Below are 15642 nucleotides of genomic sequence, written 5' to 3' on the forward strand. Positions count from 1 at the left end.
CCCGGGTTCAAGCGGAAGCCTCGGGGCATGTCATGGATGACGGATCGCCCGCTGAACCAGTTCGCCCTGCCGCGTGGCTGGCGCGGCAGGCTCGCGGGCTGGGTGATGGCCAGGACGAACGGGACCGAGATGGCCGAGGTGCTCGGGGAGCTGGGGCCGGTGCGGGGCCGGGCGGTGCTGGAGGTCGGGTTTGGACCCGGACTCCTCAGCAAGGCGCTGACCGGCGCGGATGCCCTGGTGACCGGAGTGGACCCGTCCAAGGTGATGCTGCGGCAGGCCCGCCGCCGCGCCCCTGACGCCCGGCTGCGGCTGGGCAGCGCGCAGCGGACCGGGGGTGCGGACGGTGAGTTCGAGGTGGTGGTGTCGATGAACAACCTGCCGATGTGGCCCGACCTGGACGCGGCACTGGACGAACTGCACCGGGTCACCCGGCCGGGTGGGCGGCTGGTGCTGGCCTGGCACGGCGGCACCGAGCCGGCCAGGCGGACCCTCGGCATGCTGCTGCCAACCGAGGCCGCCGAGCGGGTGCTCGCGGGGCTGCGGGCCCGGTTCGCGAGCGCGGAGCTGACGAAAACCAAGCACTGCGAGATCTTCGTCGGCACCCGCTGAGTCAGCTGCCCTCGTGGGTGAGCAGCCAGCGCTTGACCTCCGGCCCCCAGCGGAACCCGCCAAGGCCGCCGCCGGTGCGCAGCACCCGGTGGCAGGGCACGAACAGCGCCGCGGGGTTGCGGGCGCAGGCGGTGGCGGCGGCGCGCACCGCGGCCGGGCGGCCGGCCAGCGCGGCGTACTCGGCGTAGCTGACCGGCGCTCCGGCGGGCACCGTGCGCAGCACCCGCCAGGCGGCCTCCATGAACTCGCCGCCGCGCTGGCGGACCGGGGTCTGGGCCACCGCGGCCAGGTCGCCTTCGTGGTAGGCGATCACCGCCTTGGTGACCGCGCCCAGGTCGGCGCGGGTGATCAGCTCGGCAGGGCGGATCGAGGCGTGGATGAGCGGGTGCAGGGCGCCGGGGTCGGCGGTCCAGCCCGAGGCCAGCACCGCGCCGTCGGTGTCGACGATGGCGCTGAACGGACCGGCCTCGGTGTCCACTGTGGACACGGCTGCGGTGGTCATGCGGTTCTCCTGTCAACGTTCTCCGCACCGGTGGTGCGCAGCAGGTGGGCGGTGGCATAGGAGCGCCATGGCCGCCAGGCCCGGGAGCGGGCGGTCAGGGCCGGGTCGGGCACCCGCCAGACATCCGGCGCGCCCAGCACCCTGGTGACGATCTCCGCGGCCATCGCGGGAGTGATCGCGGGGTAGGACAGCAACTCCGCGGTCAGCTCGTCGGTGTCGCGGCCGAAGTGCACGTCCAGCGAGCCGTCGGCCAGCGCGGTCACCACCTCGCGGTCGGCCGCGCTCAGCTCGATCGCCAGCACGGCGGCCGGCGCCGGGAACAACGTGGTCAGCCGTCCATCCGAAGTGGACAGTGGTTCGCCGGGAGGCAGCTCTGGCAACAAGGTTCGCAGCACGGTCTCGGCGCCGTCGACGCTGCCGGGCACCCGGATGCCGGGGGCGGCGGCCACCAGCGGGGCCAGCAGCGGGTCGGCGCCGAGCAGTTCGTCCACCGCGCACGGGTCGGCGTCCAGGTCCAGCAGACGCCGGACCCTGGACACCGCGCTGCCCAGATCACGCAGGTCGGTCAGGGTCAGGGTGCAGGCCACGTGGGTCGGACCGGGTTCCAGCCAGACCGTGGCCGGGCCGTGTGGCAGCCGCAAGGTGCGCCCGTACCGGCCGGGCTCGGCCTGCTCGATGCCAGGGATGGCCTGGGCGGCCAGGGTTTCCAGCAGGCCGGCGGCGTCGAAGGGCGGCCGGAACGGCAGCCGCAGGGTGATCGCGCCGGGCGGGGCAGGCAGTTCCCGGCGGCGGCGGCGCAACGCTTCGGCGCGCAGCTGGGTCGGGTTGACCGCGAACACCGCGCGAATGGTGTCGTTGAACTGCCGCACACTGGCGAACCCGGCCGCGAAGGCGACATCGGCGAAGGTCAGCTCGGTGGTCTCGATCAGCAGCCGGGCCGCGTGTGCCCGGTGCGCGCGGGCCAGCGCGAGCGGACCGACGCCCAGTTCGGTGGTCAGCACCCTGGTCAGGTGCCGTTCGGAGTAGCCGAGCCGGGTGGCCAGGCCGGGCACGCCGTCGCGTTCGACCACCCCGTCGGTGATCAGCCGCATGGCGCGGGCGGCCAGGTCGGCGCGCAGGTTCCACTCCGGGGAACCGGGCACCGCGTCCGGCAGGCAGCGGCGGCAGGCGCGGAAACCGGCGGTCTGCGCGGCGGCCGCGGTGAGGTGGAATTCGACGTTGCGCCGCTTGGGGGTGACCGCGGGGCAGGACGGGCGGCAGTAGATGCCCGTGGTGCGCACCGCGAACACGAAGCAGCCGTCAAACCGGGCGTCGCGGGCGGCGACGGAGCGGTAGGCGCGTTCCGGATCGAGGAGCATGACACCGATCCTGCCAGCGCCAACGCCTGCCCGCTGGCGGTAATCGGACACCACCCTCAGCGTGATCCGGGGCACCCTGAGTTGACCTTGACACTAACGTCAAGGTTCAGGCTCACGGCATGACTGACGCACCTCTTCCCTACCTGATCCGCGGTTCCGGCCCCGGTCTGCTGCTCGCCCACGGCGCGGGCGGCGGCGCGGCGGCGAACTGGACGCCGGTCCTGGACGGCCTGGCCGAGCACTTCACCGTGGTCGCGCCCGACTACCCCGGCTCCGGCGACAACCCGCGCGCCACCGAACCGCTCCAGCTCGACCAGCTCGCCGATGACCTGGTGGCCACCGCGGTCGCGGCAGGCCTGGACGAGTTCGCCATCGCCGGGTACTCGCTGGGCACCGCGGTGGCCACCACCGCCGCGGTCCGGCACCCGGGCCGGGTGCGCAAACTCGCGCTGATCGCCGGGCTGACCCACGCCGATCCGTGGCTGCGCCAGGCGATCCGCACCTGGCAGGCGCTCTTCGACGGCGATCCGGTGCCGCTGGGCCACTTCAGCGTGCTGATGGCCGCGGGTGCGGACGCGCTGGCCGAGGGCGTTTCGGACGAGCTGGCCGCCACGGTGGGCGCCTCGCTGGCACCGGGCGTGCCCGAGCAGTTCGACCTGGTGTCCAGGGTGGACATCCGGCCGCTGCTGCCGAGGGTCGCGGTGCCCACGCTGGTGCTGGCCACCGGCCAGGACAACCTGACCGCGCCGCACTTCTCCCGGGCGCTGGCCGACAGCATCCCGGACGCGAAGCTGGTCGAGCTGCCCGCCGGGCACAACGTGTTCATCGAGGCAGGCCCGGCATTGCTGGCCGCGCTGCTGGAGTTCCTGCCTACACGGTGATCTCCAGGGTGGAGCCGGTGCGAGCCTTGCGCACCCGCAGCCGGGTGGGGATCCGGCTGCGCAGCTCCTCCACGTGCGAGACCAGGCCAACCACCCTGCCGCCCGCGCGCAGCTCGTCCAGGGTGTCCATGACCAGGTCCAGGGTGTCCGCGTCCAGGGTGCCGAAGCCCTCGTCCACGAACAGGGTGTCCAGCACCGCGCCACCGGTCTCCGCGGCCACCACGTCGGCCAGGCCCAGCGCCAGCGACAGCGAGGCCAGGAAGGACTCGCCGCCGGAGAGGGTCTTGGCCGGGCGGCGCTGGCCGGAGTAGTCGTCGAGCACGTCCAGCCCGAGCCCGCCACGGGTGCCGCGCGGACCGGCCTCATCGCTGTGCACGAAGGAATAACGCCCCTGGCTCATCCGCCGCAGCCGGTGCGTGGCCGCCTCGGCGACCTCTTCCAGCCTGGCCGCCAGCACGTAGGAGCGCAGCGACATCTTGCGGTTGTTCTGGCCGCGCCCGTTGACCACATCGGCGAGCGCGGCCAGTTCGGCGTGCGCGGCCTGCACCGGGGCCAGCGCGGCCAGCGCGTGGGTCAGTCGCGCGGCCAGCTCGTCCACCTGCCGTTTCCGCTCCGCCGCCGCCCTGGCCAGCGCCACCGCCGCTTCGGCGGCCTCGCGAGCCAGCCGGACGGCCTCGCGCGGGGCGTCCAGTTCGACCTCGGTGTCCGGGCTGATCCCGGCGAGTTCGGTCAGCACCGCCTTGGCCGCGGCCTCCCGGTCGTCGAATCCGCGCAGCCGCCGCTCGACCTCGGCCACCTCGGTCTCGGCCCGCACCGCGGCCAATGCTGTTGGCAGGTCGGGGAATCCGGCCGCGCTGACCGCCTCGGCCAGTTCCCGCCGCTGGTCCTCGGCCCGCCGCCGGGTGTCCGCGAGCGCGGCGCGGGCCTGGGCGAGGGTCTCCACCACGGTGGCGAAGTCCAGCAGGTGCTGCCGCCGGGCCGCCACATCGGAGTGCTCGCCACGCGCCTGTTCCAGCCGATCCGCCCGCGCCGCAATGGTTTCGGTCAGCGCAGCCTGCTCGGCCACGACCGTGGCTACCGCCCGCTCGGCCACCCCCACGTATGCCCGTAGCCGCTCGGCATCGGCCTCCAACTCGGCCACCGCGCCGACCTTGGCGGGCACAGTGGCCTTGGCCGCGGTCACCAGGCGCAGCGCGGTCTCGGCTTCGACGAAGGCCGCTTCCAGCGCGGCAGATTCGTTGTCCCCCAGGCGTTCCCGCAACGCGGCCAGGTCCTGCTCAGCCTGCTGGGCGGCCCGTGCGGTCTGGTCCCGGCGTTCGCCGGTGCGGGCCTCGTCGACCTCGGCGGCGCGTTCGTCCTCCGCGCGCACCCGGTCGGCCACCGCACCCGCGGGCGCCGGGTGTTCGGTGCCACCGCACACCGGACAGGACTCCCCGGCCCGCAACCCTTCGGCGAGTTCGGCGGCCATGCCGTCCAACCGCCGCTGCCGCAACAGCTGCCGCTTGTCCCTGGCCGCCTGGTGCTCGTCCACCGCGTGCCCGTGCGCATCGGCCGCCCGGACCGCCGCCGTCTCGGCCGCGGGCAGTCGCCGCGCGTCGGTGCGCAAGGTGGCCAGCTCTTCCCGTCGGGCCGCCACCCCGTCCAGCCTGGCCGCGGCCTCCTGAGCCGCTTCCAGCGCTGTTCTGGCCGTCAGCAGCCGCTCCGGCAGCGTGCCCAGGTCCGCGCCGACCTGCTCGACCTGCCGCCGCGCCTGGTCCGCCTCGGCCCGCACCTGGGTCAGCCGCCGCTGGTCGACCTGCTGCCGCTGCGCCTCGGCCACCAGCCCGGCCAGCTCACCCGCCGACTCCCGATGCCCAGCGGCCAAAGCCCGCAGCCGCACCGCATCACTGTCCACAATGGACTCGTCAAAGCGGGCCACCGCCGCCCGGCCCCTGGTCGCCTCGCCGTCGGCCGCGCCCAGTTCCCGCTCGATCCGGACCAGCACTCGCTGCGCCGCCTGCACCGGCAGGGCCCGCCGGGCCTGGGCCAGTTCCGCGGTCCAGGTGGCCCGGTTCGCCGCGGCGGCCTCGATCTCGGCCAGTTCCGCCCCGGCCCGCCGGACCCGGCGCACCCGCTCGGCCAGTGCGGTCCGCTCGGCCAGCAGCTGCTCGGCCGCCTCCCGCTCGACGCGCGCTTTCCCTTCCACCACAACGGTGTCCGCGAGCTGCCCGGCCGCCTCGGCGGTGACCGCGGCCAGCCAGTCCTGCTCGCTCTGCTCCTCGGCGGGATCGCTGCCTGCGGCCTGGGCGAGCCGGGCGATCAGCGCCCTGGTGTCCTGCTGCCGCTCCTCCAGTGTGCGGGCGGAGTCCTGGCGCTGGTTGGTGAACCACTGTTCGATCTCGCCGAAACGCTCGGTGCCGAACAGCTTTTCCAGGAGCTTCTGCCGTTCGTCGGTGTCCGAGCGCAGGAACCGGGCGAACTCGCCCTGGGGCAGCAGCACCACCTGGAAGAACTGCTCGGCGGTCATGCCGACCAGGCGTTCCACCGTGCGCGCGATCTCGTCGATCCGGGACAGGCCCTCGGCGCTCTGCCCGGACGGGGCCTGGCCGATCCAGGTCAGCGAGGCTTTGGCCTGCTGCTTGGTGAACCCGGTGCCGCGGGACTTGGGCCGCTGGTACTCCGGCGAGCGGGCCAGCCGCAGCCGGTGGCCCTGCACGGTGAGTTCCAGCGCGACCTCGGTGGGATCGCCGGGATCGGCGTAGTCGCAGCGCAGCCGCTTGGCGTCGTTGCGCGCGCCGGGGACCTTGCCGAAGAGGGCGAAGGCGACCGCGTCCAGCAGCGTGGTCTTGCCCGCGCCGGTATCGCCGTGCAGCAGGAACAGCCCGTCGATGCCCAGCGCGTCGAAGTCGACGGTCTCCCGCCGTGGGTAGGGGCCGAACGCCTCGACCTCCAGCACGTGCAGCCTCATGCCTCCCGCCCCCGCACCGATTCGATGGCCGAGGTCAGCAGGGACAGCTCGCGTTCGCTGGGTGGCGCGCCGCGGCAGTCGTCCACGAAGCGTTCGGCGATCTGGTTGTCGGTGCGGCCGCGCACCGCCTCCAGGTAGCGCAACTGGCTGGCGCCGCCGCCGTCCGGCCGGAAGTCCAGGTGCACCGCGTGCGGGAAACGTTGCTGCAGGCGGCGCATTGCTTCCAGGGGGCGGACCGGGTCGGTGAGGGTGAGCGAGAGGTAGCAGTCCTCCAGTTCGGCGTAGTCCGGTTCGGTGAGCAGCTCGTCGATCCGTCCGGTCGCGGTGGCCAGCTTCCGCGGCACCGGCAACGCCTTGCGCGCCACCCCGGCCAGGCCGTGCGCGTCCAGTTCGACCAGCCAGACCGCCTTGTGGTGCCGGGCCTCGGAGAAGGAGTAGGCCAGCGGACTGCCCGAGTAGCGCAGGTGCTCGGCCAGGACCTGCGGGCCGTGCAGGTGCCCGAGCGCCACGTAGTCCACCCCGCTGAAGGTGCCGCCCGGCACGTGTTCCACCCCGCCGACGGTGATCCGCCGCTCGGACTCCGAGGCCTCGCCGCCGACCACGAACGCGTGCGAGAGCACCACCGAGCGCACCCCCGCGCCGCGGCCGGCCAGGTCGGCGCGGATGCGGCGCATGGCCTCGCCGAGCACCGCCTCATGCCCGCGGCCGCCGGTCAGTTCGAGCGCGTGCAGGGCAGGATCCGGGTCCAGGTAAGGGATTCCGTAACAGGCGACCGGCCCGTGCGCGTCGGCCAGCAGCACCGGCGCGCTCAGGGTGGCGATCCGGGTGCACAGGTGCAGCCCGCCCGCGCGGGCGAAGCCGCCGAAGGCGCCCAGCCGCTGCGCCGAATCGTGGTTGCCGCTGATCAGCACGATGTCCGCGCCCGCGGCCCTGATCGCGGTGAGGATGCGGACGCAGGTCTCCACCGCCTCGGCCGAGGGCACCGCGCGGTCGTAGAGGTCGCCCGCGATCAGCACCGCGTCGATCCGCTCGTCCACCACGACATCGGCCAGTCCGGTGAGCACCGACTCCTGTTCGGCCAGCAGATCGCGGCCGTGGAAGGTGCGACCGACATGCCAGTCCGAGGTGTGCAGGAGCCGCATAGCGAACAAGGTAGGCCGCTGGCGAACACTGTCGGTGGGTGGGTCCATCATCGAGGGGTGACCGAAGTGATCACCACCGCGCTGGTCGTCCTGACGCTGGTTCTCGTTGGGGCGCTGGTGCTTCTGTGGCGGCTGTACAACGACTCCGTGCGCCGAACCGACGCCGCGATGGCCATGGTCGAGGGTGAGCGGGAGCGGGCCGCGCAGCACCAGCGGGCCTTGCACCGGTGGGAGGTGGCGTTCTCCTCGGTCACCGGAAGGGGTGAACTTGGCGAGCAGGTGCTGGTGGAGACCGCCCGTGCGCTGGGCCTGCGTGAGGGGCTGCACTTCTCCGTGCAAACGGACCTGGCCGGTGGTGGCACGGCAAAACCCGACCTGGTGCTGAATGTCGGCGGCGGACGGCAGGTGCCGGTGGACGCCAAGGCCAGTCTCGCGGTGTGGATGGAGGCGGCCGAGACCGACGACGCCGGCGAGCGGGCCGAGGCACTGCGGGTGCACGTGCGCAACATCCGGTCCAGGGCTGCGGATCTGGCTGGCAAGGGTTACCAGCGCTGGGCGGATGCCATCTACGGCACGATCATGTTCGTGCCCTCGGACGCGGCCGTGGTCTCGGCCATGGACACCGACCCGAACCTGTTGCCCTGGCTGCTGGACCGGCGGATCTTCCTGTGCGGGCCGACCGGGTTCGCGGTGCTGGCCTCGGCCGCGTTGTTCGCGGCCACCGAACGGACGCTGGCCGCGGACGTGGAGGCGGTGCGCGGGCACGCGATGAAGGCGCACCGGGCGGCCAGTGGCGCGGTGGACGCGGTGAACCTGTCCAGCACGCACCTGCAGCGGTTCCTCTCCGCCCGGCGGCGGGAGCTGGACGCGCTGGAGAGCTTCCGCGGCGCCGCCCAGCCGCTGACCGAGGCGGCGGCCAGCCCGACACCCGTTCCGGGGATCCGCCGGGCCGAGGAATTGACCGTGGGCGGGGTCACCGCCGGGGAAGACGAGGGGGACCAACCAGCGAGTTGATCTTCCAACTGAATATCCGCGCTGTTCAGGGCGTTCTGGACGTGCTGACTGAGGTCCGATTCGGGCCTGTTGGGTAGAAGCCGGTTGCCCTACTCGGCGGTTACCCAGCAGACTCGATCGCACCCAGTCCAGCGCGCGTCCGGGCACACCCCTTACCGGACGGGCTAACGTGTCACGCGTGACCACCACCCGCGACCGTCGAAGCGACGTGGAACAGGACCGCGCGGAGTCCGACTGGGCCTACCTGTCCCTGTTCGGCTCCTCCCGGGGCGTGCCCTGGTGGGCAGCGGCGTTGCTCGCCTTCGGGGTGTCCATCCTGACCGCCTTCGTCAGCCGGGCGCCCAACGGCCAACTCGGCTGGCTCTTCAATGGCGGCTACTTCCTCAGCTGCGTGCTCGCGGTGTGCTGGGTGCAGCGCAAGAGCCTGTTCGGGCCGATGGTGCAACCGCCGCTGGTCGCGGTGGTCGTGGTGCCCACGGTCGCCCTGATGACCGCCAACACCCCGGCCTCTGGCGGGATGACCGCGCGCCTGCTGACCGTGGCCCAGCCGCTGGTCACCTCCTTCCCGGCGATGGCGGTCACCACCGCGGCCACGGTGCTGCTCGGCGTGGTCCGGATCTTCCTGCAGAAGCGCCCCGCCGCCCCGGCCGAGCCCGCGCGCGGCACCCGGTCGCGACCGGCCCGCGACGAGGACGAACCCGTGCGCCGCCCGGCCCGGCCCGCGGCTGACGAGCGCCGTCCGGCCGCGGGCCGCACGGCCGCGCCACCCCCGCAGTCCGGTGGCCGTCCCGCGCCACGCGACGGCGGCCCCGCCCCACGTGCAGGCGGCGGTGCGTCCCGTGGCGGCGCGGCAGGCGGCGGTGCCGCGGGCCGTGGCGGCGCGGGTGGCGGTGCCGCGGGTGGTGCCGCTCCGGGTGGTGGCCGTCCGGTGCCGCCGCGCGGTGGCCAGCCCGGCCGCCAGCAGCCGCCCCCGCCCCAGCGCGGCGGTCCCGCGCCCCGTGGCGGCGGTCAGCCGCCGCGGCAGCAGCCGCCCGCACCCCGCCGTCGCCCGCCGCGCGAGGACGATTACTAGGCGTTCGCCAGGCACCGCGGGTCACCGGGAATGCGCTATGGGTGATCTTCGGGAACAGCCGCTGAACTGGGGAAATCCCGGCAAAGCTGTCGGTTAAGCTGCCGCTCCGCCACTCAGCACCACGGGCGGCGGCTCCCCGGGAATGCGCTTTCCAGCTGAGCCGCCGCGCGCTTCCCGAAGGGTAAGAAGCCTCAGATGGGTCCCCGTTCCCGCCCGGTCCGCAATCCGGCGCTCAAAGTGATCGTGTTCGCGATCGTCATCGCTCTGCTCACCGCGGGCAGCATCGTGGTCTACCTGCTCGAACGGCAGGACGGCCAGAGTCAGATCACCCTGGGCGAGCAGAACTCCCCGGACCGCGTCGACATCAGCGTCTTCGTGCAGAAGACCGACCCGGTGCTGCAGGAACTCTCCGCGCAGGTGGAGATCGACCCGGTCGGCGCGCTCGCCGACGAGGACGGGTTCCCGCGCCAGGACATCACCGTGCACACCAACGGCGTCCGGGGCGACACACTGGCGTTCAAGGCCGGCCGCAGCCCGAGTGTGGCCGACCTGCGGGTGGCGCTGAACGACGGGGTGATCACCGACTACCCGTTCGACAGCTACCAGATCGACTTCGGCTTCGCCGCCGAGGTCGCGGGCAAGAACGTGCCGATCAGCCTGAGCTTCGTCAACGCCGACTCGTTCTTCAAGATCAAGCCGAAGGACGTCAAGGACCTCGGCGGCGGGCTGGTCTTCGCCGCCGAGGCCGTCCGCTCCACCGGCACCTTCGCCTTCGCGCTGTTCGTGATGGCGTTCATGTGGTTCCTGAGCCTGGCCGCGGTCATCGCCGCCTGGTTCGTGATCAGGGACCGGCGCGGCCTGCTGTGGCCCTCGATGAGCTTCATGGGCGCGCTGCTGTTCGCGCTGGTGCCGCTGCGCAACGCGGTGCCGGGATCGCCGCCGATCGGCTCGGTGGTCGACTTCGGCTCGTTCTTCATGGCCGAGGCGCTGGTCTCGCTGTCCCTGATCACCACCGTGATCACCGGCTACCGGGTGGAGCGGGCCAACGCGCGCGCCGCGGAGGCCGCCGCCGCTGCCGAGGCTGAGACCGAGGCTCCGCCTGCCCCCGCGCTCGCCGGTGCCGCCAAGTAGCGGAGGCGCCAACGCGAACCGCCCGGCCGGGGATTCCCCAGCCGGGCGGTTCAGTGCTCAGGACGGCCGATCAGGACTCCTTGGCGGCCTTTTCCTTCATTTCCTTGCGCAGCTCCCGCGGCAGCGAGAAGGTGATCTTCTCGTTGGCGGTGGTGACGGTTTCCACGTCGGCCCAGCCACGCTCTTCCAGGTGCACCAGCAGCTTCATGACCAGCTCGTCCGGCACCGAGGCGCCCGAGGTGACGCCGATGGTGCCGACGCCCTCCAGCCAGGCGTCGTCGACCTCGTGGGCGAAGTCGACCAGGTAGGAGGCCTTGGCGCCGTAGTCGAGCGCGACGTCGACCAGCCGCAGCGAGTTGGAGGAGTTCGTGGAGCCGACCACCAGGACCAGGTCGCACTGCGGCGCCATCACCTTGACCGCGGTCTGCCGGTTGGAGGTGGCGTAACAGATGTCGTCACTCGGCGGGGCCTGCAGCTCAGGGAACCGGCCCTTGAGCTGGTTCACCCGCACCATGGTCTCGTCGACCGACAGCGTGGTCTGGGACAGCCAGATGACCTTGTTGGGGTCGCGGACGGTGACCTTGTCCACGTCCTCGGCGGTGTCCACGAGCTGCACGTGGTCGGGGGCCTCACCAGCGGTGCCCTCGACCTCCTCGTGCCCCTCGTGGCCGATCAGGAGGATGTCGTAATCCTCCTTGGCGAAGCGCTTGGCCTCCTGGTGCACCTTGGTGACCAGGGGGCAGGTGGCGTCGATGGTGCGGAGGTTCCGATCTGCCGCCTCCGCGTGCACCATCGGGGACACGCCGTGTGCCGAGAAGACCACCATGGCGCCCTCGGGCACCTCGTCGGTCTGGTCGACGAAGATCGCGCCGCGCTCACGCAGCGTGTCCACGACGTGCTTGTTGTGCACGATTTCCTTGCGGACGTAGATGGGAGCGCCGTAGGTCTCCAACGCCTTCTCGACGGTGATCACGGCCCGGTCCACGCCGGCGCAGTAGCCGCGAGGGTTGGCCAGCAGCACGCGCTTGGGCTTGGCAGTGGTCATGGTGTCCAGGGTACGGAGCGTTTTGGCGGCAAGTCGATTCGATCGGTTGACCAGAAGAATTAGGGTGCACCCCGCCCAGTCACCCGGATGGCCCAGCGAAGAGTTTCCCTGATCCGCCGGACTGCGGCAGGCTGTACCACATGAAACCGCTGCCACTGCCGGTCCGCGTGGCCGCCGGGCTCGCCGCGGCCGCCGTGGAGCAGGCCCGCAAGCTGCCGCGTTCACTCGCCGGACTGCCCGTCACGGTGGCCAGCACCGCGATGCAACTGTCCATGCGAGCCCAGCAACACGTGACCGAACTCGCCATCAAGGGCGATGAGATCCTGGCCACGCTGCGTCCCGCCGAGGAAACCCCCGAATGGGCGACCTTCGACGAGGACCTGGACGACGCGCCCGCCCCGCCCGCCGTGGCCGAGCGACTGCCCGGCCGGAAGAAGGCAGGCGAGGTCGCCGTCGAGGAGTCGGACACCCCCGCCGCCAACGGCGCCGCGCGGCCGGGTGGGCGCAAGAAGGCGGGTGAGGCCACCGCCACCGGCGAGGTCGAACGGCTGCCCGGCCGCCCCAAGGCGGGCGAGGTCAGTGCCGCGGCCGAGCCGTCCGATGTGGACGGGCCCGCGGGTGTGCCCGGTTACGACGACCTGTCCCTGGCCCAGGTGCGCGCCCGGCTGCGCTGGCTCTCCGTCGACCAGCTGGAGGAGCTGCTCGCCTACGAGCTGACCGGCCGGGGTCGCGAGGAGTTCGTCCGGATGCTGACCCGGCGGATCGCCACCGTGCGCGAGTCGTGACCGCGCCCAGCACCGCTGAGCAGCCGTGGCCGGTCCGGACCGTGGCGCGCAAGATCGCGGAGTGGATCGCGCGGCTCGGCTCGGTGTGGGTGGAGGGTGAGGTCACCCAGATCTCCAACCGGCCGAACACCTCGACCGCCTTCATCACCCTGCGGGATCCCTCCGCCAACGTCTCGGTGACGGTGACCTGCGCGACCGCGCTGCTGCGGAGCCTGGAGACGCCGCTGACCGAGGGCGCGCGGGTGATCATGCACGGGCGGCCGGTGTTCTACGAGGGCCGCGGCACGATCAGCCTGCGGGTGGACGAGATCCGCGCGGTGGGCATCGGCGAGCTGCTGGCCCGGATCGAACGGTTGCGCAGGCTGCTCGCGGCCGAGGGCCTGTTCGAGCCGGGACGGAAGCGGAAACCACCGTTCCTGCCGCAGTGCGTCGGACTGATCACCGGCCGGGCCTCCGCGGCCGAGCGGGACGTGCTGACCAATGCCAAGCACCGCTGGCCCGCGGTGCACTTCCGGGTGATCAACGTTGCGGTGCAAGGACATCTGGCCGTGCCGCAGGTACTGGAAGCGCTGTCCACACTGGAGGCCGACGCCGGGGTGGACGTGATCGTGATCGCCCGCGGCGGCGGCAGCGTGGAGGATCTGCTGCCGTTTTCCGACGAGGCGCTCTGCCGGGCGGTCGCGGCCTGCCGCACCCCGGTGCTCAGCGCGATCGGGCACGAGCCGGACACCCCGCTGCTGGACCACGTCGCCGACCTGCGCTGCTCTACTCCGACGGACGCGGGCAAACGGGTGGTTCCGGACGTGGCGGAGGAAACGGCCAGGATCGGCCAGCTCCGCGACCGGGCCCGCCGGGCACTACACGGCTGGGTGGATCGGGAACACCGATTGCTGGCTCAATTGCGTTCCCGCCCAGTGCTTTCCGACCCGTTCGGTCCATTGCAGCGCCGAATGGAGGACGTGCACGCGTTGCGCGAGCGGGCCCGCCGGGCCACGCTCTCCCGGCTCGGGCACGAACAGAGCGGGTTGGACGGTGTCAAAGCACGCTTGACGACCCTGGGACCGGCGGCCACTCTGGCCCGCGGATACGCAGTCGTGCAGCGCGTCGCCGACGGCGCCCCGGACGGGGTGCTCCGCTCGGTCGCCGACGCGCCGCCGGGAACGCTGCTGCGGGTCCGAGTCGTTGACGGAGCGGTGCACGCGATCGTGCCCGAAGACACCGATGCGGTGAACGGAGGTAGCGGTGGCGTCGCTGGCCCATGAGCCGACCTTTCTCCCGCTGACCGTCGCCGCGGCCAGGACGGCGGCGCAGAGCCAGGCCGACCCGCCCGCGCGGATGGCGGCCGGGGTGGTGCAGCGCAGGGCCGAGGAGGCCAACTCCGCCGCGGCCGAGTGCTGGGCCGCGCTGCTGGCAGGCTGCGACGCCCCCGGCAGGCGTGCCCTGCCGTCCCGGCTGCGCGCGCTCTCGGAGGCCACCTCGGGCTACGTGGGCAGCCACTGGTGGTTCAGCACGGGGTCCCCGCACCGCCGCCGGGTGAGCGAGGCGGAGAATCGCATCGACGAAGCCGCCATGGAGGGCGACGGCGCCGAGTTCGCCGAAGCCTTCATCGGCTACGACCAGGCGGTGGCCACCGCCGTGGTCCGGGTGCAGAGCACGATGGGGAGCCCCACCGCGTGACACAGAACAACACCGACGCCGCGCTCGGTTACGAGGCGGCGCGCGAGGAGCTGGTCGAGGTCGTCCGCAAGCTGGAGGCCGGCGGTCTCTCGCTGGAGGACTCACTCGCGCTGTGGGAGCGCGGCGAGACCCTCGCCAAGGTCTGCGAGAAGCACCTCGCCGGAGCGCGGGAACGGGTCGAGCAGGCACTGGCCACAGTGGACAACGCTGAGCCGAACGGTTGACCTGACACGGTTCCGAATCACGGTCGATCCTGACGAGCAGATCTCCGAAATCGGTTCAGTGAGTGCGAATCGTCACTGTCACCCCTGCTCAGCTCACGCTCCGTCGTCACGGTCTGCCAGGATCGACAAGCAGTTTCAGCGTCGACCTGCGCAGACCTCTGGAGGCGGAACATGGCCGCGAACACTGCCCCGCGACGTCGTGAGGCGCCCGATCGCAACCTCGCCCTCGAACTGGTCCGGGTCACCGAGGCCGCCGCGATCGCGGCCGGCCGCTGGGTCGGCCGCGGGGACAAGAACGGCGGCGACGGCGCGGCGGTGGACGCCATGCGCAAGCTGATCGGCACCGTCTCCATGCGCGGTGTGGTGGTCATCGGGGAGGGCGAGAAGGACGAGGCCCCGATGCTGTTCAACGGCGAGCAGGTGGGCAACGGGGACGGCCCGGACTGCGATGTCGCGGTGGACCCGATCGACGGCACCACGCTGATGGCCAAGGGCATGCCCAACGCGCTGGCCGTGCTGGCGGTGGCCGAGCGGGGCGCGATGTATGACCCGTCCGCGGTGTTCTACATGCAGAAGCTCGCGGTCGGCCCGGACGCCGCGGACGTGGTGGACCTGGACGCGCCGGTGGCGGAGAACATCCGCCGGGTGGCCAAGGCCAAGCACACCGACGTGGCCGACGTGACCGTGTGCATCCTGGACCGGCCCCGGCACGAGGCCCTGGTCAAGGAGGTCCGCGAGGCGGGCGCCCGGATCCACTTCATCAGCGACGGCGATGTGGCCGGCGCGATCTCCGCGGCCCGGCCGAGCACCGGGGTGGACCTGCTGCTGGGCATCGGCGGCACCCCGGAGGGCATCATCGCCGCGGCCGCGCTCAAGTGCATGGGCGGGGCGATCCAGGCCCGGCTGTGGCCCAAGGACGACGAGGAGCGCGAGCGCGCGCTGGCCGCCGGGCACGACCTGGACCAGGTGCTGACCACCGACGACCTGGTGCGCGGGGACAACGTGTTCTTCTGCGCCACCGGCATCACCGACGGCGACCTGCTGCGCGGCGTGCACTACCGCTCCGGCGGCTGCACCACCCAGTCCATCGTGATGCGGTCCAAGTCCGGCACGCTGCGGATGATCGACGGCTACCACCGGCTGACCAAGCTGCGCGAGTACTCCTCGGTCGATTTCGGCGGCGACCCGGAAGTGCCGCCGCTGCCCTGAACGAGCAGCTGAACCGGGCCGCCCATCGACTGACGGGCGGCCCGTT

General features: G+C 72.5%; 15 protein-coding genes. 10 read left to right on the forward strand and 5 right to left on the reverse strand.

Annotated features, from left to right (window positions below):
- Nucleotides 1-27 precede the first annotated feature (27 nt).
- The gene (locus ACTOWY_RS32415) at nt 28-609 is read left to right on the forward strand and encodes a class I SAM-dependent methyltransferase (RefSeq protein WP_441313400.1); all 582 of its coding nucleotides are present in this window, start codon (nt 28-30) and stop codon (nt 607-609) included.
- Nucleotide 610: 1 nt separating this feature from the next.
- On the opposite strand, the gene ACTOWY_RS32420 is transcribed toward ACTOWY_RS32415, so the two are convergent.
- Together ACTOWY_RS32420 and ACTOWY_RS32425 are read right to left on the reverse strand one after the other, a co-directional pair.
- Nucleotides 611-1111, reverse strand: coding sequence for a methylated-DNA--[protein]-cysteine S-methyltransferase (locus ACTOWY_RS32420; protein ID WP_441313401.1), 501 nt, complete (start codon nt 1109-1111; stop codon nt 611-613).
- Complete coding sequence (locus ACTOWY_RS32425) at nt 1108-2469, reverse strand: DNA-3-methyladenine glycosylase 2 family protein (RefSeq protein WP_441313402.1); 1362 nt, start codon at nt 2467-2469, stop codon at nt 1108-1110. Before ACTOWY_RS32425 ends, ACTOWY_RS32420 begins: the two co-directional genes overlap by 4 nt.
- A 119-nt stretch (nt 2470-2588) precedes the next feature.
- On the opposite strand from ACTOWY_RS32425, the gene ACTOWY_RS32430 reads away from it, so the two are divergent.
- On the forward strand, nt 2589-3350 hold the full coding sequence (locus ACTOWY_RS32430) for an alpha/beta fold hydrolase (protein WP_441313403.1): 762 nt from the start codon (nt 2589-2591) through the stop codon (nt 3348-3350).
- Here the strand turns inward: ACTOWY_RS32430 and ACTOWY_RS32435 are convergent.
- Entirely contained in the window at nt 3340-6297 is a 2958-nt protein-coding gene (locus ACTOWY_RS32435; RefSeq protein WP_441313404.1) for an AAA family ATPase, read from the reverse strand. The two genes, ACTOWY_RS32430 and ACTOWY_RS32435, sit on opposite strands and share 11 nt — an antisense overlap.
- Nucleotides 6294-7439, reverse strand: a complete 1146-nt coding sequence (locus ACTOWY_RS32440) for an exonuclease SbcCD subunit D (RefSeq protein ID WP_441313405.1) — start codon at nt 7437-7439, stop codon at nt 6294-6296. The genes ACTOWY_RS32435 and ACTOWY_RS32440 overlap by 4 nt, the downstream gene beginning before the upstream one ends.
- Nucleotides 7440-7496: 57 nt before the next feature.
- Here ACTOWY_RS32440 and ACTOWY_RS32445 point away from each other — a divergent pair, with 57 nt between their 5' ends.
- The 3 genes from ACTOWY_RS32445 to ACTOWY_RS32455 all read left to right on the forward strand — a co-directional run bounded on the left by ACTOWY_RS32445 (nt 7497) and on the right by ACTOWY_RS32455 (nt 10656).
- Nucleotides 7497-8453: a DNA recombination protein RmuC gene (locus ACTOWY_RS32445; RefSeq protein ID WP_441313406.1), complete on the forward strand. Its 957-nt coding sequence runs from the start codon at nt 7497-7499 to the stop codon at nt 8451-8453.
- Nucleotides 8454-8631: 178 nt separating this feature from the next.
- Entirely contained in the window at nt 8632-9525 is an 894-nt protein-coding gene (locus tag ACTOWY_RS32450; protein WP_441313407.1) for a DUF6542 domain-containing protein, read from the forward strand.
- A gap of 195 nt (nt 9526-9720) precedes the next feature.
- Nucleotides 9721-10656 (forward strand): DUF4436 family protein, encoded by a 936-nt coding sequence (locus ACTOWY_RS32455; protein ID WP_441313408.1) that lies wholly within the window; start codon nt 9721-9723, stop codon nt 10654-10656.
- 70 nt (nt 10657-10726) lie between these two features.
- On the opposite strand, the gene ACTOWY_RS32460 is transcribed toward ACTOWY_RS32455, so the two are convergent.
- The gene (locus ACTOWY_RS32460) at nt 10727-11701 is read right to left on the reverse strand and encodes a 4-hydroxy-3-methylbut-2-enyl diphosphate reductase (protein ID WP_247755799.1); all 975 of its coding nucleotides are present in this window, start codon (nt 11699-11701) and stop codon (nt 10727-10729) included.
- Between the two features lie 140 nt (nt 11702-11841).
- Between ACTOWY_RS32460 and ACTOWY_RS32465 the strand changes: the two genes are divergently transcribed.
- The 5 genes from ACTOWY_RS32465 to glpX all read left to right on the forward strand — a co-directional run bounded on the left by ACTOWY_RS32465 (nt 11842) and on the right by glpX (nt 15596).
- Entirely contained in the window at nt 11842-12486 is a 645-nt protein-coding gene (locus ACTOWY_RS32465) for a lipid droplet-associated protein (protein ID WP_441313409.1), read from the forward strand.
- On the forward strand, nt 12483-13748 hold the full coding sequence (xseA, locus tag ACTOWY_RS32470) for an exodeoxyribonuclease VII large subunit (protein ID WP_441313410.1): 1266 nt from the start codon (nt 12483-12485) through the stop codon (nt 13746-13748). Before ACTOWY_RS32465 ends, xseA begins: the two co-directional genes overlap by 4 nt.
- Complete coding sequence (locus ACTOWY_RS32475; protein WP_185000107.1) at nt 13729-14163, forward strand: hypothetical protein; 435 nt, start codon at nt 13729-13731, stop codon at nt 14161-14163. Before xseA ends, ACTOWY_RS32475 begins: the two co-directional genes overlap by 20 nt.
- Nucleotides 14160-14387: an exodeoxyribonuclease VII small subunit gene (locus ACTOWY_RS32480; protein ID WP_441313411.1), complete on the forward strand. Its 228-nt coding sequence runs from the start codon at nt 14160-14162 to the stop codon at nt 14385-14387. Before ACTOWY_RS32475 ends, ACTOWY_RS32480 begins: the two co-directional genes overlap by 4 nt.
- A gap of 171 nt (nt 14388-14558) precedes the next feature.
- Nucleotides 14559-15596: a class II fructose-bisphosphatase gene (glpX, locus tag ACTOWY_RS32485; RefSeq protein WP_441313412.1), complete on the forward strand. Its 1038-nt coding sequence runs from the start codon at nt 14559-14561 to the stop codon at nt 15594-15596.
- Nucleotides 15597-15642: the final 46 nt, after the last annotated feature.

This window comes from Crossiella sp. CA198, assembly GCF_052078295.1.
Lineage (GTDB): Bacteria > Actinomycetota > Actinomycetes > Mycobacteriales > Pseudonocardiaceae > Crossiella.